General features: G+C 50.7%; 9 protein-coding genes. 2 read left to right on the top strand and 7 right to left on the bottom strand.

The window, feature by feature from the left end; translation table 11 throughout:
- Positions 1 to 55: 55 nt before the first annotated feature.
- The 7 genes from LVQ76_RS02035 to LVQ76_RS02005 all read right to left on the bottom strand — a co-directional run bounded on the left by LVQ76_RS02035 (position 56) and on the right by LVQ76_RS02005 (position 10423).
- Positions 56 to 943, bottom strand: a complete 888-nt coding sequence (locus tag LVQ76_RS02035; protein WP_232920855.1) for an AraC family transcriptional regulator — start codon at positions 941 to 943, stop codon at positions 56 to 58.
- Positions 944 to 1025: 82 nt separating this feature from the next.
- A complete protein-coding gene (gene ybaK, locus LVQ76_RS02030; RefSeq protein ID WP_232920854.1) occupies positions 1026 to 1505 on the bottom strand; it encodes a Cys-tRNA(Pro)/Cys-tRNA(Cys) deacylase YbaK in 480 nt (159 codons plus the stop codon).
- A 411-nt stretch (positions 1506 to 1916) separates the two neighbouring features.
- Positions 1917 to 2723: a TraB/GumN family protein gene (locus LVQ76_RS02025; RefSeq protein WP_151994789.1), complete on the bottom strand. Its 807-nt coding sequence runs from the start codon at positions 2721 to 2723 to the stop codon at positions 1917 to 1919.
- A 90-nt stretch (positions 2724 to 2813) separates the two neighbouring features.
- Positions 2814 to 5321 (bottom strand): copper-exporting P-type ATPase CopA, encoded by a 2508-nt coding sequence (gene copA, locus LVQ76_RS02020; RefSeq protein WP_232920853.1) that lies wholly within the window; start codon positions 5319 to 5321, stop codon positions 2814 to 2816.
- A 104-nt stretch (positions 5322 to 5425) separates the two neighbouring features.
- Positions 5426 to 6871, bottom strand: a complete 1446-nt coding sequence (locus LVQ76_RS02015; protein WP_232920852.1) for a TolC family protein — start codon at positions 6869 to 6871, stop codon at positions 5426 to 5428.
- A complete protein-coding gene (locus LVQ76_RS02010; RefSeq protein ID WP_232920851.1) occupies positions 6861 to 8258 on the bottom strand; it encodes an HlyD family type I secretion periplasmic adaptor subunit in 1398 nt (465 codons plus the stop codon). Before LVQ76_RS02010 ends, LVQ76_RS02015 begins: the two co-directional genes overlap by 11 nt.
- On the bottom strand, positions 8255 to 10423 hold the full coding sequence (locus LVQ76_RS02005; RefSeq protein WP_232920850.1) for a type I secretion system permease/ATPase: 2169 nt from the start codon (positions 10421 to 10423) through the stop codon (positions 8255 to 8257). Before LVQ76_RS02005 ends, LVQ76_RS02010 begins: the two co-directional genes overlap by 4 nt.
- A 524-nt stretch (positions 10424 to 10947) precedes the next feature.
- Between LVQ76_RS02005 and LVQ76_RS22365 the strand changes: the two genes are divergently transcribed.
- Together LVQ76_RS22365 and LVQ76_RS01995 are read left to right on the top strand one after the other, a co-directional pair.
- On the top strand, positions 10948 to 14658 hold the full coding sequence (locus tag LVQ76_RS22365; RefSeq protein WP_232920849.1) for a C2 family cysteine protease: 3711 nt from the start codon (positions 10948 to 10950) through the stop codon (positions 14656 to 14658).
- 214 nt (positions 14659 to 14872) lie between these two features.
- Positions 14873 to 24373: an autotransporter-associated beta strand repeat-containing protein gene (locus LVQ76_RS01995; protein WP_232920848.1), complete on the top strand. Its 9501-nt coding sequence runs from the start codon at positions 14873 to 14875 to the stop codon at positions 24371 to 24373.
- Positions 24374 to 24491: the final 118 nt, after the last annotated feature.

Below are 24491 nucleotides of genomic sequence, written 5' to 3'. Positions count from 1 at the left end.
CAACCTACAAGGTAACTTTTGTAAGGGGATTATCGGAAACGACATCCACCATTCTTTATTTCAATGGCAGTAAAATATCAGTCTGCTGCGCATGCTCGGGATGGTCTTTATCGAGTTCGAGGTAGCGGAAATAGACCGGAAAATCGCGTAACTCCTCACCGCTGTTTGGCAACCACTGGCGATAAAGATAATAAACGCTATCGCTGATGCGCTCATAAGCACCAACGTGACGCACCACGGCACAACGCCCACCGGGTAATGTTTTACTGATAACGCCCTGAGGATTTTCAGGAACCTGTCCGTTGGCCTTCGGGTTTAGCTCTCCACATACATCAAAACGAAATTCCGGGCCCGGTGTGGTCAGCGGGTCGTTCCACGGAACGCCGTAAGTCCCTTGAGTACTGTAATCCGAAAGCCCTGATGCTTTACGCCATTCAATAAACGCCGCGACCGTATTATTTACGTGCATAGGATCGCCAACATGCTCAAGCACCGCGACTTTCATCGGTTCGACAATAATGATTTTCACGTCCATATTTTTTAACCTCTGCTGATTTTCCCGTCCGGGAAATTGAAAATGCACATGCCAGTCAACCCAAACAGGATCTTTGCGAAACTCGCTGGGTGTCAGGCCGAAGGTATTTTTGAAGGCACGGGAAAATGATTCAGGGTTTTCAAACCCGGCATCGAGAGCAATGTTAATCACTCTTTCCTGCGGGTTGCTCACCAGTCGGAAAGAGGCCCGTTTTAGCCGCATTAGAGTGATGTAACGGCTGACGCTGATTCCGCAAAACTGGCTGAATTGCCGGTGAAAATGAAAACGCGAAAAACAGGCGACTTCACTTAGTTGCTCGACCGTTAACGCGCTATCAAGATGCTGTTCAATCCAGGCAAACACTTGCTCAAAACGTCGGGCATAAAGTTCGTGTCTTTCGCTATTCATTATTCCTCCCTCAAGCATTTACTTTGCCAGCGACTCTCTTTTACGTCCTGACTGAGATTGCTATTTTGGGAGGAAATAACGATCAGTCGCGGCGAGCAATCTCAGCAAACGTGGCTTTCAGCAGTTTTGCCAGATCCGCTGCGGCAAGTTCGATATCCAGCCCGCGTTTACCACCCGACACGTAAATCGACGGGAATTCCTGAGCGGGGGCATCGATAACCGTTGGCAGCAGCTTCTTTTGCCCCAGAGGGCTGATACCGCCCACCAGATAACCCGTAATGCGCTGCGCGACCATGGGATCGGCCATATCCACTTTTTTGGCACCCAATGCTTTTGCCACTTTTTTCAAGTCCAGTTGGCCTGAAACAGGCGTAACAGCAACCGCTAACTGTTTCATATCCCCGTTGATGGCAACAAGCAGCGTTTTGTAGACTTGCTCGGCATTCAGGCCGAGTTTACGTACCACTTCATCACCAAAGTTTGTTTCACTTGGGTCGTGGTCATAAGCATGTAACTGAAATGGAACACGGTTTTTTTCGAGAAGTTTTACGGCGGGTGTCATGGAGCCTTCTTAGTAAATTTGTATGGTATACGCACAAATTAATAAACAGGGTGATAAGTCTTTCAAATACTATAATGTCACGCAATAGTGTTGGCGTTAATCGTTACATTGAGCGACAATTCTGTATCTGGCCATTAATTTGGCCAGAATAATTAAAATAATATACAAATTCCTCTTTGACGGGCCGATAGCGATATTGGCCGTTTTTTTTCCCGGTCGTCATACTTCAAGCTGCTGGTGCGTTGGCTTTCCTCGTTCACCCCAGTCACTTACTGGAGTAAGCTCCCGGGGATTCACTGCGTCGCCGCGTTACTCGGCGTAGCCTCGCCCCGAAGGGGCCAGCGCAAGCGCTGTTCAAAAGGCTAAAGCCTTTTGTCCTGCAACTCGAATTATTTAGACCAGGCTTTCCGCTTATTTAGTGGGATTTTTCAATAGCCCTGGCAAGTTTCCCTCACCGTATAAATGCAGTGCTCCGACGGCCACAACGTAGCGTCCGGCAGGAAGTTGTTGCAAGAAATGCAGCCACTGAAGGTTACGTTGATGCATAAGAACATCGTATAACTCATCGCCGAATGTATTGGGCAATACCACTTTCCCACTCTGCGGTGGCGACTCCAGCCACCAGCTAATCATCGTTTGCAGCAAACGCGCATTGGTGTGCCAGTGGGTGAGCGTATCGGTCAATAACGGCATGCCGCCATCAGGAAGGCGGGTGAGAATATCCACCTGATGCTGTGCACCTTCCAGTTCAATAATCGGTACTGCCTGCGCCTTCGCGGCTTCCAGCAACTGAAAATCAATCCCGTAATCGGCTCTTAATCCTAGTCGCTGTGCCTGGTGGGCCTGTAGCACCAGCGCAATTTGCCAGGCGGGTTGATTATCAATTTGGCTCAGGGGGATTCCCAACTCCTGGATTAACGACACCACCTGCGCCCAATCATCAGCTGATAGTCGTTGCTCAAGCGGGAGTTCATCGGGATTATTCGGGAAGGGGGAACCGCCTTCGGATATATCGGCTTCAACAATCAGCGCATCGGAATTGTTGAGTTTATCGATAAGCTTACTCGACAGCGGCGCCATGTCACGCGTACCCATATGAATGCTGCCGACAAGGTGAAGATGGCGATCTCCGGGTAGAACAATATCCAGAGCAGGCCAGGGGTATTGGGGTTTAAAAAGGCTTGAAAACAATGAGGTAATTCGCGATAGCAGACCCATTTGCAGATTCCCTGGCTAAAAAGTCATGCTACCGCTGCGAGTGGCCTGGTGCAAATTTCCCCACGGTTTTTACGCCGTGGGGAAGGTCATTCAGTCCTTCGGTTTAAAGCGCAACAAACGGTTGGCGTTACTGACCACAGTAATAGATGACAGTGCCATTGCAGCACCTGCAACTACCGGGTTAAGCAGCGTTCCGGTTAGCGGATATAAAATCCCCGCAGCAATTGGGATACCCAGCGTATTGTAGATAAACGCCCCAACCAGGTTCTGCTTCATGTTACGCAAAGTCGCTTTAGATATTGCCAGCGCATCAGCGACACCCACCAGGCTATGTCGCATCAACGTAATCGCTGCCGTTTCGATAGCAACATCGCTACCACCTCCCATTGCAATACCCACTTCAGCCTGTGCTAACGCTGGCGCATCGTTGATACCATCGCCGACCATCGCAACTTGTCGCCCTTGTTGTTGCAGCTTTTTAATCGCTTCGGCTTTGCCATCCGGCAATACGCCCGCGATGACCTCATCAATACCCGCTTCTTTGGCGATGGCGTTAGCCGTAGTGGGGTTGTCGCCGGTCAACATCACCAGGCGGTAGCCGTTACGGTGTAAGCGTTGCAGTGCGTTAATACTGTCGGCACGCAGCGGGTCGCGGATGGCGAGCAGGGCGACCAGTTTACCGTCGACCGCCAGCAACACCGGAGTTGCACCACGGCTTGCCTGTGCTTCAATTTCAGCAGCCATAGGGCCGGTATCGACGTTTTGCTCATCAAGCAGTGCTTTGTTGCCAAGCAGTAATTGATGCCCTTCGGTTTCACCGCTAACCCCCAACCCACGTAGGGTGCGGAAGGCATTAACCTGCGGTAACTCAGCCCCTTCGGCTTTATCGAGAATAGCGCGAGCAAGTGGGTGGCTTGATCCTTGTTCAAGGGCCGCCGCAAGTCTTAATGCATCAGCTTCTGAACAGTCGTTGTAAGTCACGACGGCGACAACCTGCGGTTTGCCTTCGGTTAGCGTACCGGTTTTATCAAACACAATTGTATCGAGTGTGCTGGCGCGTTGCAGGGCATCGGCATCACGCACTAATACGCCAAACTCAGCGGCACGACCTACACCGGAAATAATCGACATTGGTGTTGCCAGACCCAGGGCACAAGGGCAGGCGATAATCAGTACAGTAGTGGCAATCACCAGTGTATAAACAATTTGCGGAGCCGGGCCGAAGAAGTACCAGATTGCGGCGCTAAACAAAGCAATCAGCACTACGACAGGCACAAATACCGCCGAGATTTTATCGGCAAGCTGGCCAATTTCAGGCTTGCTGCTTTGCGCCTGGCGCACCATACGAATAATGCGCGAAAGCGTGGTGTGGTTGCCGGTTGCGGTGGCACGGAATAATACGCTGCCGTCTTGTACCACGGTGCCTGCATGAATCGGTTCGTCGTTGGATTTTTGCTGCGGAACAGGTTCTCCGGTCAGCATCGCTTCATCAAACCAGGCTTCGCCCTGGGTGATTTCACCGTCGACCGGCACGCGGTCACCGGTGGTTAAACGCAAGATCATGCCTGCGGTGACCTCTGCCAGTGGCAGCGTCTTTTCACCTTCTTCGGTGACCACGCGCGCGGTCGGCGGGGTTAAGTCCAGCAACCTTTCCAGCGCTTTAGAAGAGCGTTGGCGCGCACGTTGTTCCAGCATATGCCCAAGGTTTATCAGGCCGATAATCATCGCACTGGCTTCGTAATAGAGGTGGCGAGCTTCCATTGGGAAGTGCTGTGGCCAGATATTCACCGTAATGGAATAAATCCACGCGGCGCCGGTTCCTAGCGCAACCAGGGTATCCATGGTGGCGGTTTTGTTGAGCAAGCTGCGCCAGGCACTGCGATAGAAATGCCCACCGGCGAACACCATCACGCCCAGCGTGATAATCCCGATGGTCAGCCATAACGAGCGGTTGTCGTCGGTGACCATCATGTTGTCACCAAACATTCCCCAGACCATTACCGGGATACCGACAGCCAGGGCCAGAATAGCCTGCCAGCGGAAGCGCTTAACGGCGGCGTTGGCGGTCTCTTGTTGGCGTTCACGGCGTTTCGCATCATCTTCGATGGCTTCTGCACCATACCCGACACTTTCCACCGCTTTTACTAAAGATTCGGCAGAGGCAGAGCCCATAATCAGGGCGCTGCGCTCGGCAAGGTTTACCCGCGCCAGGCTGACACCAGGGACATTTTGCAATGCACTTTGTACCCGGGTCACGCAGCTGGCACAGCTCATCCCGTTGATCAACAACTGTTGGCTATCGTCGTCATCTTCGGTAGCTGTCGGAAGCTTCAATGCGTCCGCTGTCAGCACTTCCGACGGGATTGATGACTCTGTCAGCGGATCAGACTTTGGGTGGCTGGCCGCAGTTGCCTCGTACCCGGCTTGTTTTACGGTGTTGATTAACTCATCAACGGAAGCCGTTCCGGTTACGCTGGCGTGAGTTTGCGTGACTTCAGCTGTATCAACGTCAGGACGTTGCTCCAGGCTTTCTTTAACGCGTTTAACGCAATGGCCACAGGTCAGGCCATCAAGGTTTAGATCGATAACGTGAGACATTTTCAGACTCCTTTTATTTAACAGTACGACAAGCTTAAACCTTCCCCTCAGGGGAAGGTCAAGCTTCCCTCGAGGGAATATCTCTTTTACTGTTTTGGCGTCTGTCACTCATTCACTTTTTCTGCCCCCGGCAACTGACTTAATATCCCGGTATTCGCCAGCAAGCCTAAGCGCGCGGATTGCCATTCGGCAATAGCCTGAATTCGCTGTTGTTGCGCGTCCGCGAGCGCAGACTGAGCATTTAACACTTCAAGAATATCGGCCACATCTTTCTCGTAACGGCGACGGGAAGAATCGACCCCAGCTTGTGCGGCATCGAGCAGTTGTTGGCTTACGGTCAGCACACCCAGTGCGGTTTTGGCGTCGGCGTAAGCTTTAACCACATCGGTAAGGATTTGGTTGGTCGTGTCTTCAAGTTGTGCTTCGCTCTGTTCAGCTTGTGCCCGCGCTTCGAGAATTTTGTAATGGCGACTGAAGCCATCGAACAGCGGAACCGTCAGTGTCAGGCCAACTTCTTTACTGGTTTCAGTGCTGGATGACAGCCCCTGATTAGGGAAACCGTTTTGCGAGATATGCGCTGTCATATCTATAGTTGGTAAACCATCTGAGCGTACCTGGATGATTTTATCTTTATCAGCCAGCCATTTTGCCCGGGCTTGCTGAATCGCAGGGTGACGGGTTTCAGCCTGTTTAAGCCATTGATTAAGATCGTGAATATCCGCAGGGATCACCGTATCCGGTTGCGCCGGTAAGTGAATGCCGGTGGCGAGATCTATCCCCATGGCCTGTTTAAGCACCGCGAGATTTTTCTGGTAATCACCGCTGGCATGTATGGCGTTCAGCTGCGCTTTCGCCAGTGCGGTTGCGGCCTGCAACGTATCATCCTGGGTCGTTGCCCCTTTCTCCTCACGCCGCTTTGCCACACTAAGTGTCTGCTGGGCAAGCTCGGCGATTTGCTGGCGGGAATTCATTTCCGCTTCGCTGGTCATCGCCTCAAAATAGTCCTGAATCACCGATGCCATTGTTTTTTGCAAGGATGCGTCGTGCCCGGCAATGGCCGCCAGTAACATCTGATTAGCGGATTCGCGATTGGCTGAGCGGCCACCGAAATCGAATAATCGCCAGTTTAATGAACCGTAGTACTGATTACCCCGTGTGGTGGTCGTGGTGCTGGGTTCAAAAAAACTCGCAGGGACGGTGTTGGTGTCTCTGAGTCGGCTGGCGGTGGCGCTAATTGTCGGCAAATAAGCGGCTCTGGCTTCGCCAACCACGCCGCTTTGTACTTTAATTTCCGCCCAGGTGGCACGGATTTGTGGGTTATTGCACAACGCGGTATCCACCGCGTCGTTCAGGGCTAGCGGCTGGCTGAAATCAACTGACGTCGCACAATTTATTCGGCTCTGGTCTGGGAGCGTCGCCCCCGCCTGTAATTGGTCGGGATTGGCCTGAAGTGGATCATCGAGCACATTATTGATCCCTTCACTCCAGGCCGTGGGCAGCACCAGTAAACCCAACAGACAGACAGAGGCTAAATACTTTTTACCGTTCATTGAGACTCTCATGCGAATGCTGAATCAGAGGTGAGAGGAAATATTCAATGACCCGACGGCTACCTGTTTTTATTTCAATTGATGCGCTCATGCCCGGTCGTAGTGTCGAGGGTTCGCCATCGATATCCATCGTTTTGTGGTCAAGTTTGATATGAATGGCGTATTGCGAGTTCTGTGATTTCTGCGTGTTATCGCTATGGCCAGATGGTGCGCTTTCGGCTGCATTGCTGGTTCCGGCATTCAATGCATCGCGGGAAACATAAGTCACTTCACCCTGCATCATGCCGTATTTGGTGTAGTCAAATGCCTCGATTTTCACAGCGGCATGCTGGCCTTTGTGCACAAAACCTATGTCTTTGTTTTCAACGATTGCTTCGATCTCGACCTGATTTTGTTTGGGTACGATGACCATCAACGGCTGGGCGTCTGTTACTACGCCACCAACCGTATGTACCGCTAATTGTTGTACTGTGCCGTCAACCGGGGCGGTGAGCTGAAGTTGAGTTTTATGGGCGTCGGCTCGTTGCACATCCTGATGTGCTTCGGCCTGCTGGCGTAACCCGTCATTGAGCTCATCCTCGGTTTTCTTACGAGTATCTGCGATAAATGAATCACGCTGGTGGCGTGCATCGGCGAGTTTGCCTTCCAGCTCAATTTTGTCCTGCTCTTTTTCCTGCCATGAAGTGGCCGACACGTCATGGTTTTGGGCCAGATCTTTATAATTTTGTGCCCGCGCACGAACAATCGGTAATTGCTGGCTGTAACGGGCAATTTCCCCATCCAGATCCCGTAGTCTGCTTTCTACGTTCAGCCACTGGCTGGCCAGATGCTGACGGGCATCAGCGACCTTTTCTGGCGTGATGTTCTCTATATCGCTCAGTCCAATAAATTGATGAGCGGCGATGGATGCCAGCAAGGCGCGCGAGCGTGCAACCTGCAAGGCAGCGTTATCCTGGCCAACTTCAGCGCGCATTTTTTCATGGTCGATAATTTGCGTATCAAGCAGCAGGAGTGGTTCACCGGTATGCACAGTTTGCCCATCGGTAACAAAGATATGTTCAACGCGCGCGGTTTCTACAGAGGCAATCGTTTTGGCGTGACTTGAGGGAATGATTTTCCCGCTGGCGGAAACAATAATGTCAACCTTACCCAATACCGCCCACAGCACCATGAAAACGATTAACACCATAAGCAGGCGCGCCGTCCAGCGAGCAGTAGGTGAAACGGGGGCCAGTTGTAATGCCAGCGCCGCCGGTAGAAATTCCGCTTCGTCTGCTTTCAAAGCCGGTGGCGTGAGTGAGTGGCGCTGCTTCCAGAAAAACGCAAAGTGAGAACGGTAGCGTTTCATCAATTCGCACCACGCGGTATAGCGGAGTTTGAGGCTCATACGCAGGCCTCTCTTACCGGGCCTTGTTGCAGAGTATATAAATGCGCGTAGATCCCACCGGTGTGTTGAACCAGTTCATCATGATGACCGACTTCGGCAATCTCTCCGCGCTCCATTACCACGATACGGTTGGCTTCACGCACCGCAGACAGGCGATGTGCGATGATCAATACCGTTCGGCCTTCACAGATACGACGCATATTGTCCTGGATGATTTTTTCCGACTCATAATCCAGCGCACTGGTTGCCTCATCGAAAATCAAAATACGTGGATTTGAGATTAGGGCGCGCGCAATGGCAATACGCTGGCGCTGGCCGCCAGATAAACCTGTGCCGTGCTCACCGACCATGGTGTCGTAGCCTTCCGGTAACTCACAAATAAACTCATGCGCACCGGCAAGTTTCGCGGCTTCAATCACCGCTTCAATCGGCAGCGTCGGATTAGTCAGCGCGATATTGGCGCGAATCGAGCGGTTAAACAGGTTGTTTTCTTGCTGCACCACACCAATTTGGTGCCTGAGAGACGTGGTGTTTATCACCGCGAGATCGTGCCCGTCCAGTAGCACGCGGCCACTTGCGGGGATGTATAGCCGCTGCACCAGTTTCGTCAGGGTGCTTTTTCCTGAACCGGATCGCCCGACAATACCAATCACTTCGCCGGGGGTAATCGTCAGGCTCACTTTGCGTAACACTTCAGAAGCGTCCGGGCGATAACGGAAAGTCACCTGGTCGAATTCAATTGCGCCGTTGAGTCGCGGCAACCGTGATTTCTGGTCAACAACTTCAGGATGGGTATTTAAAATATCGCCAAGGCGGCTCATGGAAATACCGACCTGCTGAAAATCATTCCATAACTGCGCCAGGCGTAAAATCGGCTGTGACACCTGGCCGGAGAGCATATTGAACGCTACGAGCGCACCAACGGTCATCTGGTTATCGATAACCAGACTTGCACCAATCCACATAATAGCGGCGGTCACCAGTTTACTGATAAGCGTAATACCGCCACTGGCGATAGTTGAGATATTGGTGGCTGAAAGCCCGGAAGTCACATAACCCGCTAGTTGGTCATCCCAGTTTTTAACCCAGCGCGGCTCAACGGCCATGGCTTTTACGGTGTCTATATTGCTGATGGTTTCAACGAGGAACGACTGGTTTTCGGCCGATTTATTGAATTTTTCATTTAGCCGACGGCGCAGCACCGGTGTGAACACCAGCGATAAAAAAACATAGAGTGGGATCGATGCAATCACGATAAGTGTCAACTTAACGCTGTAGCTGAACATTACGGCGAGGAAGACGAACGAGAAAAGAATATCGAGCACGACTGTGATGGCATTACCTGTCAGAAACGAACGGATATTTTCCAGCTCTCGCACACGCGCTACCGAATCTCCTACGCGTCGGCTCTGGAAATAAGCAATCGGCAGGTTGAGCATATGGCGGAATAGACGCGCGCCGAGTTCGACATCAAGCTTGCTACTGGTATGTGCAAATACCCAGGTGCGAATTCCGCTCAATAAAGCTTCAAATATATTTGCTGCCACTAAGCCAATAGCAACAACATGCAGAGTTTTCATTGCATGATTAACCAAAACTTTATCCATCACCACCTGAAAGAAAAGCGGGGTGGCTAAGCCGATTAACTGCAATACCAGGGAAATGAGCATTATTTCACCTAAAATCCTCCGGTATTTGATCAGTGCCGGAATAAACCAGGTGAAATCGAATTTTGCTAATGTTCCTGTGAAATTTACTTTGCTTGCGAAGTAAATGACTTCGCCCGTCCAAATATCGGGCAATTCATCAATGGAAATAAATTCAGGAGGGCAGTTTTCATATTGAATAAGTAAACGAGGTTTTACGATATGATTATCATTCTTGCTACCCGGATCATATTTCCCCAGTATGAAATAACGCCCATCACGATGCTGAGCCACAGCAGGTAATGCGGCTTTATCCATTCGGCGCACATCCTGCCGCACGACTTTTGTTTTAAGCCCTAATTCCTGAGCTGCCAGCAATATAGCCATGCGGCCAAACACGGGCTGCCCGTCCGGGGATATCTCAAGATGTCCTGCAAATTTATGCTGAAGGTTAATTTTGTCGACCGCGACCTGATGGAAAGCACCGATGACCTGCAAACAGAAGAAACCACTATCCATGGGATACCGCCGACAACAAAAGAGTCATATTAATTAACAGGGCCAGTTATAAGAGGCTATATAGGATGTGCGCGATTAAATATCACAGCCATTATGGGTTGTAAAATGTGTATTTAGGTGAAAGTTGGGTATTTTTGGACAATAGTGGTGATATTGATTGTCCTGAGCTTTGTTAATTTGAATTGTGTTTTGTTGGTTTTTTTTAACAGCTGCGTACCATTGCATTCGTATTTAATGTTTTTGCGATCATAAAAAAAGCAAATATGTTTATATTGGTAAGAAACCACCTGCGACATGTAAATATATGGTTGTTTTGAAATGTCTATATTTAATGCATTGCCCGGAAGTCTCACGTGAAAATAAAGCTGCTGACTCATAGTTTGATTGATAATATTTACAAGAATGCATCTCTTTATTTTTATTGGAAAAATCAAAATAATTCTTAATCAAATAAATCTTTAACATGATTATTTGGTTTTTTATATAACTCGAAATAAGTACTCATTTTGGCAAAAGGAAAAACTGTGCCTGACTCCACACCAAACAACGCTTCACTACCTGACCTCAATAAAATTAGTTCCTGGACTGCTTCCGATTACGCGTCACTTACCGCTGATTTTGTCAGCAAAATGACCGTTGCACAGGTTCACTTGATGAGCAATGCACAACTGGTTGCGCCCAAAGCCATATCCGGCTTTACGGCAGACCAAATTCCAGCACTGGCGGTGGATTTTTATATCGTTACTGGCGAATGGTTAAACCAGCTTAATGAAGCAGCAACAAAAGCCATTACGCCGGATCAGATGACAAGGCTGACTTTTAGCAGCCTCGCTAAACTTGATACTAAACATCTGGGCCTTTTATCTGCTGATCAGGTGGCCGGTATTAATGATAATTACCAGTGGTACTCGGCGACCTGGCTGAACAGCCTCACATCTGAAGCTTTTAAAGGGATACCGATCAACAAACTGAACCAGATAAAGTTACAGGATTTTTGCCTGCTGGATGCAGAACATATCAAGGCGATATCGTCTGAGAAGCTGGCGGCCTTAAACGATGGACATCTCAAGGCTTTAACATCCGAACAGGTGGCTTTAATTCCTGATCTGGCTTCACTGAGTAGCCCCCAGTACGGATTGCTGAATATTTCCGGGCTACCCTCTTCGTTTTTCGCTGATATGAGCCAGGCGCAATACGCAGGCCTCACTGCGCACCAAATTTCTACCTTAAGTCTCGAACAAGTTAAGTCCATGAAGCACGTTGACTGGGTCCCTGCTAATTCTGCTACCGGCTTCACGGCTGAACAGATGGCGAGTATCCATGCAGAAGAATTCTCCTCAGCTAATTTGAACAAGTTGAGCATTGCATCGTTAAAGGCATTAAGCGGGGAGCAGGTTGCGTTGATTGGCGACCTTAGTGGTCTGGATAATGCCCACTTGAAAGCATTAACTGCTGCCCAGGTTAATGCAATCACCGGTATTAGCACTTTGAGCAATGAACAGTTTGCTTTATTAGACCTTTCCGCGATGTCAGCTTCGACTATCGCCGGATGGACCGTAACTGAGTACTCAGGGCTGACAGCTCATCAGATTTCCACCCTAAGCAATGAACAAATTCAGGCAATGCAACGTATTGACTGGATCCCTGCAGCGACAGTCACTGGTTTTACTGCCGCTCAGATATCATCTTTTAGCAATGACATGCTTTCGCAGCTCACGACGGATCAGGTTGCTGCCATAACGCATCTGAGCGCGTTGACTAGCCAGCAGTTTGGTTTGTTAAATATTTCTCAGCTTTCTAAAGTAGCCATAAACTATTTAAGTCAAACGGAATATGAAGGGTTGACGGCTCAGCAGATAGCGACCTTAAAACCAGAACAAATATATGAAATGTGGCATACCTCCTGGATGCCAGATGATGCTGCCACCGCCTTTACAGCAGAACAGGTGCAAAGTATTAACATCAGCATGGGCTACTTCACAGCTGGTTGGTTAAACCATCTGAGTATTGAAGCATTCCAGGCGTTGACGCCAGCGCAGGCCGCGCAAATATCTGCGGCAACAATGGCCGCTCTGGATAATGCACATCTGCAAGCATTAACCGCTGAACAAATTGGCAGTATGAATAAATTTGGCGATTTGAGTGGAGAACAGTTTGGTCTGTTAAATATTTCTAAGCTGTCAACCTCAGCCATCAACGCTTTGAGCCGTTCGCAATATGAAGGGATTACCGCCGGACAAATTTCGAGCTTAAGTACCGACCAAATCTACGCAATGAACCATGTGGACTGGCTACTGAGCGAAGCTATTGCCGTGTTTACAAAGGAGCAGCAGCAAAGTATTAGCGTTAGCATGGGCTATTTCACTTCCACGTGGTTTAACAGCTTAAGCGATGAAGCCATCAAAGGCGTGACTGCCGCGCAGTTATCCCATATTGATGCGTCTAATTTCAGTAAGTGGGATAATAACCACCTGGCGGCATTAACAGCAGAGCAGGTTGTAGCCGCACCGTACCTGAAGTCTTTGACCAGTGAACAGTTTGGGAATTTAGATATTTCTAAACTTTCAGTTTCAGCTATTGAGCAGATGTCAAAAACGGAATATCTGGGACTGACGGAGAAACAAATTTCCTCATTGAGTCCTGAGCAAACTCAGGCTTTGCAGCATATTGACTGGATCTCTCCGGATGCGGCCAAGGGGTTTACCGCTGCGCAAATGCCAGCATTTACCAATGATATTTCCGCGTTTACTGCTGCGTTCCTCAACAATTTGACTATTGCGGCTTTTGCGGGAATTACCCCAACACAGCTTGCGAGCCTGACCCCAGTCACATTTGCGAGTCTGGATTATCAACACTTTTGGGCCTTGAATGATTTGTCTGCGTTAACGGAGGTCATGTCGTCTTTGTCGAACGACCAGCTATTAACGGTTTCGCAAATGATGTCCCTTGATCAAGTGGCCCAGTTGCCAGAAAGCCAGAGGTCATTAATTAACTCTTCTGTCGAAACAGGATTCTCGTTAGTCGATACGATAAGCGACACCGGTTTGAAAACTCTCATGCACAACGCCGTGACCAACGATGCTTCATTGTTCAGTTTCACAACTATTGAATCCGTGCTTAAAGATTTTGCCTCGCAATTGACGGGGGACCTCACCGAAAACCAGTTCAACGATATAAATAATTACGTGCAGGCGATTGGCAATGTCTGTGGGACTGATTCGGCAATCTATTCCCTGGTCAATGGGTTGATTGGCACCGGTGGCGCATCCATTAACTGGACGGCAACGGGGCCTGGCGAGCGAATCGGTAGCCTGGCTGTTGGCTCGTCTGTCACACAATTTAACCAGTTAATTTCAACCTGGTTTGATGGTGCGAACGCGCCAGCGTCTTCTTCATTGGCACACGTTGATGGGCGCCCGCTGTTTGCCAAAGGTGGCCCAAGCATTAATGATATCCATCAAGGAGGAGTAGCAGATTGTTCGCTCCTTTCCTCACTTATTACGGTGGTGAACGCACAACCTGATTTCATCAAATCGATGATTGTTCAGAACCCGAATGATACTTACAGCGTAAGGTTCTTTAATAATGGTGTGGCTCACTGGGTTACAGTTGATGGTAATACTTATAGTAGTGGGGCCAATTCATCAAACTCAAGTTGGGTAGCGATTGTTGAGCGTGCGAACGTCGCATTTGAAGCGACCTATTTAAATGATGTGAATAGCTACTCAAGCTTGGTTGGTGGTAAAGCAAAGTTAATGGAAGTCACCGGCGACACTCTTACAATACTAAGAGCAGTCGCGACTTCGGAAGGAACCTGGGACACCACGGATTTTGAAACTCTAAAAACTGCGGTGCTCAATGGTGCACCCGCGGCAATTTCCAGTTGGGAAAACTCAACAAATGCCACCACCGGTCAATCAAATTTTATCAGTGGACATGCGTTTGCGATTATCGGTTTTGATGAGAAAACCAATGATTTTATTGTTGCCAACCCATGGGGGGCTGACCGTACTGATGGTGTTCAGGGAACATTTGAAGCCTCAATGGATCAAATGTGGCAGCACGGAAATTTCAGCACGGGTGTTTGGATCGCGAATTCAAATGGAGCATCTGACGCTGCCGGGCAACTTGTTCACGCAATGGCGGCAATGAACACTTCACCTTCGGCAGCGCTCACCACTGCTGCGTTACCAACCAATATGAATAACCCGCAGCTCGCTGCGTCACATGTCTGATAATTAAGCCCTTCACCTCCGCCCATCGGGCGGAGGTTTTCCCCATATTCAACGCATTATCTGAGGAAGTATTAGTTAAGTAATACTTTTTCTACCATTTACTTCTCAATGCACGGCTATGTACTAATGTTACTTAAAGTGTTTCGACACGTGTTTGTCGTTGTCTTTATGTTTCAGCGCGTTATTACCCTTTTTAGCCATGCAGAGATTCCTTATGAATAATATTTATCGTCTGGTGTGGAGCCATGTTGCGAACAGTTTTATTGCTGTAGCAGAAATATCTCGGACAGGAAAAAAAGGTGGCAGGGGGGGAAGGGGCCGCAGAAAACTATTAGCGGCGGCATTACTACTTTCCGGAAATTACATCTCCCTTGTCCATGCGGATGATGTGACCTGGAATGTTGCATACCCAAATTATGTGTTATTACCTCCATACGATGCCGTGAAAGAAACCGGCTATGCGTTCACTATTGATAGCCTGGTTGTTGCAAACCATTACCCGGTTGGCACCGAGCTAAATATCCTTGGCCCCATTCCGACTATTTCTCCCGGAACCAACGGCACCAGCACGGGTGTCACGGTAATTAACGGTTTGCCTGGTACTACCGGCACCGATCCGAACCGCATCATCACTATTGTCGCAACCGACTCGGCGGGAAATCCCACCACGATTACGGCTGCAAACATTGGGCAATATACCTACTCACCGGCACCTGCTGTTCCGCAAGAAAGCCAGGAGCTAAACGTAGAAGTTCCAGGGCTTGATGGCAGCTATCAGGTCATCAGCGTTTATGATTCGTCGACCTTTATTTCTGCGGGTGACACGCCCGTTAGCGATATGGTGCTTCCCGTTTATGACCATAACTCGATGCGTATTTTTAATAACTTTGGCATCGCGTCTGTGGCATCAACCGGCGGGCAGGCCAATATCAACGTGGGTTCAAGCGACGCTAATGCTCCCATTGCCGCGGCAGCAAACACCATTGATTTGTTAACTAAAAACTCCGTGCTGGCAAAAGCGGACGGAAGTGGCAGTGCAACCAGCCGTACCGAATGGCGTTCAGATAACTACATCCATTTTCGCCCGGCGATTGTGCTGTCAACGGATACTCAAAGCCTTCAGGCGCAAAGTGCAAAGTATGATTTCTCCATCACGCTGCCCAATTATGAGCAGGTCGGGAACCGGGTCGTCAGGCTACTTGATAAAACCTTTGTTATTAATTCCTCCAATGATATTGCCGGGGTTAACGACTTCCTGATAGGTCAGGGCGCGTACGCAGGTAAACCGCAGATACAGTACTGGCTAACGGCTGGTGCTACCGTGAATGGCGAGGTGATTGACTCTTCGGTCGAAGCTCAAAGCACCTATGATGCGATTATTACCGGAATGCTCGGTAAAGAAGAAAACACCAGCATCAACCTGACGTATCACGTCTGGGACGACAAAGGCCCTCACACCAACAACGCGACCGTCGACACGGGTGATTTAAACGTTATTTATGCCACAGGTGGGAACGCATCAGGACTTGTCACCATTGGTGGTAGCCTGGCGGTGGATGGTGCGAAGGCGGTAATGCGTGCCGACAATGACGCAATCATCACCAACAATGGTGCAATCAATGCCTGGCGCAGTAGCGGAAGCAGCCCCATATCGATTGGCATGCTGACCACGGATGCCACGGCCATCAACAATGGCACCTTAAACGCCGGGCTGTTTATTGAAAAAAATGGCGCAAACCAGAATGTCTCGAACGCAGGCAGCGTGGGGATGCAGGGTAGCGGTAGCAGCACTTTGACTAACAACGGTCATATTAACGTCGCGATCACCGACACCACCACCAACAACGCGCGAGGCATTAACGCGTCGGGTTCAACGGCGGTCACTAACGCCGCCAATGCCACGATTGCGGTGGTGGGCAATAGCAATAACACCGCGGGCAAAGCAGGCGGCTACGGCGTTTATCTGCAGGACAGTGCCACCTTTAATAATGCCGGGAAAATTTACCTCGGGGTGACGCCGGTTTTAAATGCTACTGCGCCGACGGCTGTACCGATGACCGGGGGAGACCTTTCTGCCGGTATCCATACGCAAAGTTCCGGAGCGGTAAATAACACTGGCATCATCACCCTTGAATCCAAAACGCGTAATGCGGCCGGGATTTCCGTGCAGGGTGCGACAGGAGCTGTGACAAACAGCGGCACGATCAATGTCTTAGGCAAACTGACGAATGGATCGGCGGCGGCTAACTATGGTCTGAATGTTGTCGATAACATCGGCTCCGTAACCCACTCAGGCGTGATTAACGTTGATGGCGATAATAATATTGCGATTAACGTGTCAGCGCAGAAAGCAGCTGCGACGGTTTCCACGACGGCAGGCAGCTCGATTACCGTGGGGACGGCGGGCGATACCGGCGGGAGTGATGGCCAGCCCTATACTTATCGTAACTACGCGGTGTACGCCGAGGGGCTGAACACCCAGCATGCCCAGGTAAACCTCAACTCCACTATTCGCCTGTTATCCGCCGGAGCAATCGGTGTTCACGCGCGTGGCGATGCACAAATCGACATTAACGCGGCCTCCACACTCTCTTTTGAAAACACCCAACAGATAGGCTATTACGCCTGGGGCGATGAAGCGCAGATCAATATCGGCAATGCGGTTATTACCGATAGCGGCCAAAAAGACTCAATTTTATTCGCTGTTGACCACGGGGCCTCTTTTGCTGGCAGCACGGGTGCAGCTTCAACCTATCAACTTACGGTTAATGGTCAAAATGCTACTGGGATATTTGCCAACGGTCTGGATGACAAAAATAATACGGATATCACTGACGATACTCTGACTTCGCTTGATACCGGGTCAGCCAAAATATTCGTCAACGGTAATGGCGCAGTCGGGGTAAAAGTCACTGGCGGTGCAGTAGGGACAATTAGCGATGGGGGGATTATTTTAGGCGGAAACAATACCACTGCGGTGGTGGTTGATGGTCGGAATTACAATATCGACAGCACTATTGATCCTGAAGAACTTATTACCCGCGTTACTTCCAATGCGTCTACTACCACCAGTTCCTCTCAAAGTGGGATTACGGGTTATAACGTTTCTCACTTAGGGCAATTAACCCTCAATGGCACGGGAATTGCCTTGAATGGAACGGGCAGCACCGGGATTTTGTTGCACGATAATGGCTCGGCGATCGTGAATGCCCCAGTCAGTGTTTCTGGGACCAATAATATCGGCGTGAATATCCAGAATAATGGGGTGTTGACCAATAACAATACCATTAGCGTCAGCGGTGTAGCCGGAAGCGGTAATGTCGGCCTGCGTGTTGGAGGCGCTAATGCGATCGTAAACCGTCTGGGTACCGTCAATGCGACGGGTGGGCTGGCGGCGGTTCAACTGATTGGTTCAGGCGCTAATCTAACAGTCAACGGAACGGGCAACCATATCACCGCATCTGGTGGAGCCGATGGTGTGAGAATGGACACCGGAGCCACCTCTTTTACCGCGACCAATACCATTATCGATATCTCTGGCAGCGGTGCTGGGATCAACAACAATGCTGACACGTCCAACATTAATCTTAATGGCGTCACGATTAATGCCTCGGATGGCCCGGCAATTCGTACGGCTGTAACCTTTAATGCAGCAGGGACCAATAACACACTCAACATTTCCGGCAGCGGCTACGGTTTTGCCTTCATGAATGCGACAGGCAATCCCACCACCGGAAACCTGACGATTGCTAATGGCTATACCATCAACGGGAATGGCGCTAACAGTGTCGGGATTCTGGCGCGAACAGCAGGCAATGTGAGCTCGGGTGCAACCATCAATATGGCGGCGGGGGCCGGTTCGGCAATAGTCGCCACCGATGGCGTGGCAAACACGGCTCGCACGATTACTAATACTGGCACTATCAACAGTCTCGGTGCCGGTGCGGCCGTGATTAATGCATCGGGTGCGGGAAATACGACGGTCAACAATAGTGGTACTTTGCTGGCGGCAAATAACACGGCGCAGGCTATTCTCACCGGTAGCGGCAATGACGTGGTGGCATTAAGCGGTGCGAGTGCCAATACGCGTGGTGAAATCGTGTTGGGAACGGGTAACGACCAGTTCAGTTGGACGGCGGGGGCATTTAACGGCGGCGTGACTTTCAGCGGTGCCGACGGTAATGACAGGGCCACATTGGGCGACGTTTCACTAGCGAACGTCACCCATATTCTGAGTAACGGCGGCATTAACAGCGCGCTGACCCTCAATGGCACACATCAAGGCGCAGCTCCGGCACTATTGGGAAGCTTTAACGCCGATAACCTGGCAAAAGGCACCAATATCGGCACCGGCTGGAGTTCGCTGACTTTAAATGGCGACGCCACCGATGCACGAGTTGTCGATAACCTGACACTCTCCGGTGCGCAGGCCATTAATGTCAATAACGGCGCGACGCTGCGCAGCGGTATCAGTGCTGCCACGTCCGCTGACGCCTCCATTCATAATTACAATGTCACCACATCTGGCGCGACCAGCCTGCTGTCATTCGATGGTGCAAGCGACCAGACTTATACCGGGGTTATCAGTGGAACCGGCGGCATGGAGCGCATCGGCGCGGGCAAAACTACATTGCTTGGCAACAGTACTTACACTGGAAACACTTATATTGGCTCGGGGGCGGAACTGGCATTGGGTGATGGTGGCACTGTCGGTAGTGTGTCTGAAACTACCAATATCACCGATGATGGCATTTTGACGATCGACCGTTCTGACAACATTGCCCTTAACGGTGTGATTTCGGGGAGCGGGGCGTTCCATCAAGATGGCATCGGGATTACGCGACTGGGTGGTGCCAACGCCTGGAAAGGGGCGACAGAAGTTAATCAAGGTACATTGCTGGTCAACGGTAATCAAAGCCAGGCAACTGGGGTTACCACCGTCCATTCGAACACCACATTAGGCGGTAATGGCACCATTGGTGGGGATGTCGCATTTGAAGGCAACACCACGCTGACGCCGGGAGATGGTGGGGTCGGCAAACTGACGATCAATGGCGATTTGACGTTGGCGAGTACCACCAACAGCAAGTTTGAGCTGGGCGAACCCTATGTGTCTGGTGGGGTACTTAACGATGTCGTGAATGTGGGGGGGGATCTGGTTCTTGATGGTGATCTTAATGTCACGCTGTCAAGTGGGGGCTACTTCATTCCGGGCGTCTATCGCCTGTTTAACTACGTAGGAGAATTAACTAATCACATCATGAATATTGCTTCACTTCCGGCGAATAATGGTGGTGATTACTATATTCAGACTGCTCTTCCTAATGAAGTTAACCTTATTCTGAATTACTTGAATCCTGCTTCAGAACTGCAGTTCTGGGATGGTGGTAGCGCAGCGGGTCATGGGACTGGCGGTGTTGGTGGCGATAATAATGTCAACGGTGGGGATGGAGTCTGGCGTGCTAATCGATTCGGCCAGACGAATAACTGGACTCAGGGAAATGGCGTCGGTAATGAGCCATGGGCAGCAACTGCCTTTGCTGTGTTTGAGGGACAAAAAGGCATTGTCACTATAAGTAATGACAATGGACGAGTCATCACCTCTGGTATGCAATTCCTGACAGATGGTTATGTACTGCAACAACTTAATGCCATCTCTCAATTGCATTACATCAGCACCGTAACGGATGCTTTCAATACTACGGCACCAAAACCGGCCAACCGTTTCCAGTCGGATGGAGAAACCGAGGCGGATAGTTTCTTTGTTATCCGGGTCGGGGCTGCGGGCAGTAATAATGTGACGACGACAATCAATGCGAATTTGGTTCAGGACGAGTTAGACAGCGGTGTGGTGCGATTGCTGAAAACCGATCCGGGCCGTTTGATCCTCAATGGCATCAATGATTTCAGCGGCGGGGTAGAGATCTGGGGCGGCACTTTGCAGGTCTCTAAAGACGAAAGCCTGGGCGATTCAGGGACATCCATAACGATCAGAAATGCTTCGGCTTTGCAGGCTGGGGCTGATTTCAATACTAATCGTAATATTTATCTTGATGGCGCAAGCGGTGGTTCGTTTGATTTATACGGTAACACCTTCACGCCGGCGGGTCTGATTGCCGGTGATGGGCCGCTCAACGTCTATGATACCTCGGGCGGCAGCGACAGCAGTTTCCTCGAGATGAACCGGAAAAATATTTATCAGGGCGATACAAATATTGTCGGCAACGACAATAACGGGCAACTGACCGTCAATGCTAATGCTACAGGGGTGTTTGGCAAGGTGAACAGCCAGGTTTCTGTTTCCAATAATGCATTGCTAAATCTCAATAATTCAGCCTCTGGTGAGGTCCATACCTTTGAAGTCAATGATGCGAGTCTGGCATTCCACGACACCGCAGGGGCCGGGCAGAGCACCATCAATCTGACACAAGGTGCTAATGCGACATTCACTGATGAAAGCCACGGTGATAACGCAAATGTAACCGTTGACGCCAGCTCAACACTCGCGCTGCAAAGCAGTGCAGATGCCGGTTCCGCGACTGTGGCAAACAGCGGCAAGGTGCTTTTTGCCGACAATGCGCAAGGCGCGGGTGCGGTAATATCTAACCTGGCGGGTGGTTTAGTTGATATCAGTGCTGCTTTGGCGAGCACATCAGTGGGTTCCCTATCAGGTGCGGGTAACGTTGCATTAGGTGCAGCAACTCTGATTGAAGGTGCGTTAGGGCGCAATGACACTATCAGTGGAATCATCGACGGGGCTGGAAGCCTGGTGAAAACGGGAACGGGCACGTTGAATCTCACCGCTAATAACACCTGGACTGGCAGCACCACCGCGCAGCAGGGCGTGTTATTGATCAACGGTAATCAAGTGGCTGCGACAGGTAAAACCACCGTCAATAACGGCGCAACGCTCGGTGGCGCAGGCGTCTTGGGTGGCAGCGTTGTTGTTGATGACGGCGGACACCTGGCCGCAGGGCAGGACCTTTCAAGCGTTGGTGTGCTGACGATGGGCGCATTAACACTCAACCAAAATTCGCAAGTCGACTTCCAGTTCGGACAGCCTTACACCGTTGGCGGCGCACTTAACGATCTGATCAACATCAATGGCGATCTCAACCTTAACGGCAAACTGAATATCGCGCAGACGCCGGGCGGCAGCTTTGATGTCGGGGTTTATCGCGTCTTCAATTATACCGGCGCGTTGACCGATAATATTCTGGATATCGGCTCCGCACCTCCGGCAGCAGACGATCTCTATGTTCAAACCTCAATTGCAGGTCAGGTCAATCTGGTGAACCGCACCGGCTATGTGATGCGCTTCTGGGATGGATTCGGCGGTACGGGTGGGGCGCTGAAAAACAACGGCGAGATCGACGGCGGCAACGGTATCTGGCAAAGCGGCAGCGGTAATGACAACTGGACGACAGACGTCACTACCCCGGACGGCCGTTTTAATACACCGTTTAGCGATGGCTCATTCGCGGTATTTGGCGGCACTGCGGGTAATGTCACGATAGATACAAGCCTGGGCGAAGTCGCGATTAGCGGCGCACAATTTGCCACCGATGGTTATGTAATTGGCGGTGATAACCTCACCACGCATACCGCCAATACAGTGATTCGCGTAGGCGATGGCACCGCACCGAGTGCGGGCTACACAGCGACCATCAACTCGGTTATCGACGGCGAAGGGGGCATCAACAAAGCCGATCTCGGCACCCTGATTCTCAATGGTAATAACCAATACCAGGGAGGAACGCAGGTCAGCGGCGGCGTGTTGCAGGTTTCTTCTGACAGCAACCTTGGTGCTGCGGGAACCGGCATTGGTCTGAGCGGCGGCACATTGCGCTACGGTGCCGCTTTTGACACGGCACGCCAGGTGACGCTTTCCGGCGTAGGTGGGGCTATCGATACCAACGGCCACTCGGTTTCGCTGGTAAGTGCCGTTACCGGCAACGGCGACTTCACCAAGCTGGGTAAAGGCACTTTGACGCTCACTCAGGACAGCAGTTTTGCAGGACTTACCACCATTAGTGATGGCGTGTTGCAACTGGGCAACGGTGGCACGGCGGGTAATGTGGGTGGCAATATTGTCGACAACGCGACCCTTGCTATTAACCGCAGCGACACCTTCACTTTAAACGGTGATATCTCCGGCAGCGGACGAGTCTGGCAGCAAGGTAGTGGCACCACTATTCTCAACGGTAGTAATACCTGGAGCGGGATTACTCTTGTCGAAAAAGGGACTTTGCTGGCGTCGAGCGAGAACCGCTTTAGCCAGAAATCCAGCCATATTGTCAGCAGTGGAGCCACTCTGGATACTGGGGGCTACAGCCAGACGGTCGCCAATACGGTTAACCAGGGAACCATCAATTTGCGTGGCGGTGATGTGGGATCAACATTCACGGTGAATGGTAACTATGTGGGTGTCGATGGCACGCTGAAAATTGCTGCGCAACAACATAGCCCCGGTGTTGCTGACCGTTTGGTTATCAATGGCGGCACGGCTTCTGGCAGCACGTTTTTAGATATTGATGTTAGCCAGTTGGGTGAGCCAACTACAGGTGATGGCATTATGGTTGTTGACGCAGTTAATGGTGCAACTACCACCGCACAGACTACGAAAGATGCCTTTAACATCGGCGGCGATGTCCTGACTGCCGGAGCATGGGAATACCAATTGTTTGCCGGAAATGCTCAGGGAGCGGGTGAGGACTGGTTCCTGCGCGCGGGCTATCGTCCGGATGTTCCAGGGTTTGATACGCTGGCCGCGATTATCCGCCAGGCCGATCTGACTGTGCTCGGCACACTTCACCAGCGTGTGGGCGATGAACAACTGTACAAGGCCGATGTGCCTGAAGATCAGGAAGGGCGTTTCTGGGCGCGTTACATCGTGAAGTCGGTCGACCAGAAACATGATGACCCAACCCAATCGCAAAGTAGCACCAACTACAATGGCATGCAGATGGGGCTTGATCTGTGGCAGAACGAGAAGTGGCGTGCGGGTTTGTACACCACCTTTATGGATACCGACAGCTCAATCAGTGGCATAACCGGGATGAGTGGCGGCGACGCTTATAACTCTACTTTCTCGTCTTACCTTGGCGGCTACGGAACCTGGACTGATACCAACGGCTTGTATGTCGATAATGTTTTGCAGTACGGGTACCACTCGGTTGATTTGAAGAATATGTATGACCGCGAGACTTACCATCCTGATGGCAACTCGTTTACGGCATCTGTCGAAGTGGGTAAACCGTGGCAACTGGGTGACAGTAACTGGCTGATTGAACCGCAGGCGCAACTTATCTACCAATACAGTGATTTTGACGACGTGACACTCAAAGACCGCGGCAAAACTAAAGTCTCGGTGAATGCTGACGGTTCTGTTATTGGTCGCCTTGGGGTTCGCCTGGCGGCGGATTACGACACTAACTACGGCAAAGTGAAACCGTATGTTCGCGTCAACTACTGGCAGGAGCTTTCTGATGGACAGGACACCGTTACCTGGAAAAACACGGCGAATAACGCCGCAGCAACGGATATCAATGCCAACCAGCGTTTCCAGACTACAGAAGTTGCCGTCGGCACCACATGGGCAGTGACTGCGGATGTGCAGGGCTATACTGAAATCGGAAAAACATGGGATGGTGGTGGTGATACTTCCGTGTCATCTGATGTATCAGCGTCGGTGGGTATGAAGATCCGCTTCTGACTATCCCCGTCCCCCTTCGAGCCGCAGGTGTGTTAGCTGCGTGAGTTTACCCCAGTCACTTACTTTAGTAAGCTCCTGGGGATAAACCCCCTTGCCGCCTTCCTGCAACTCGAATGGT

This window comes from Buttiauxella cochleicola (assembly GCF_021283185.1).
Taxonomy (GTDB): domain Bacteria; phylum Pseudomonadota; class Gammaproteobacteria; order Enterobacterales; family Enterobacteriaceae; genus Buttiauxella; species Buttiauxella massiliensis.
The sequence above is the reverse complement of the archived record's forward strand: the minus strand, read 5'-3'. Positions and strand labels throughout refer to the sequence as shown.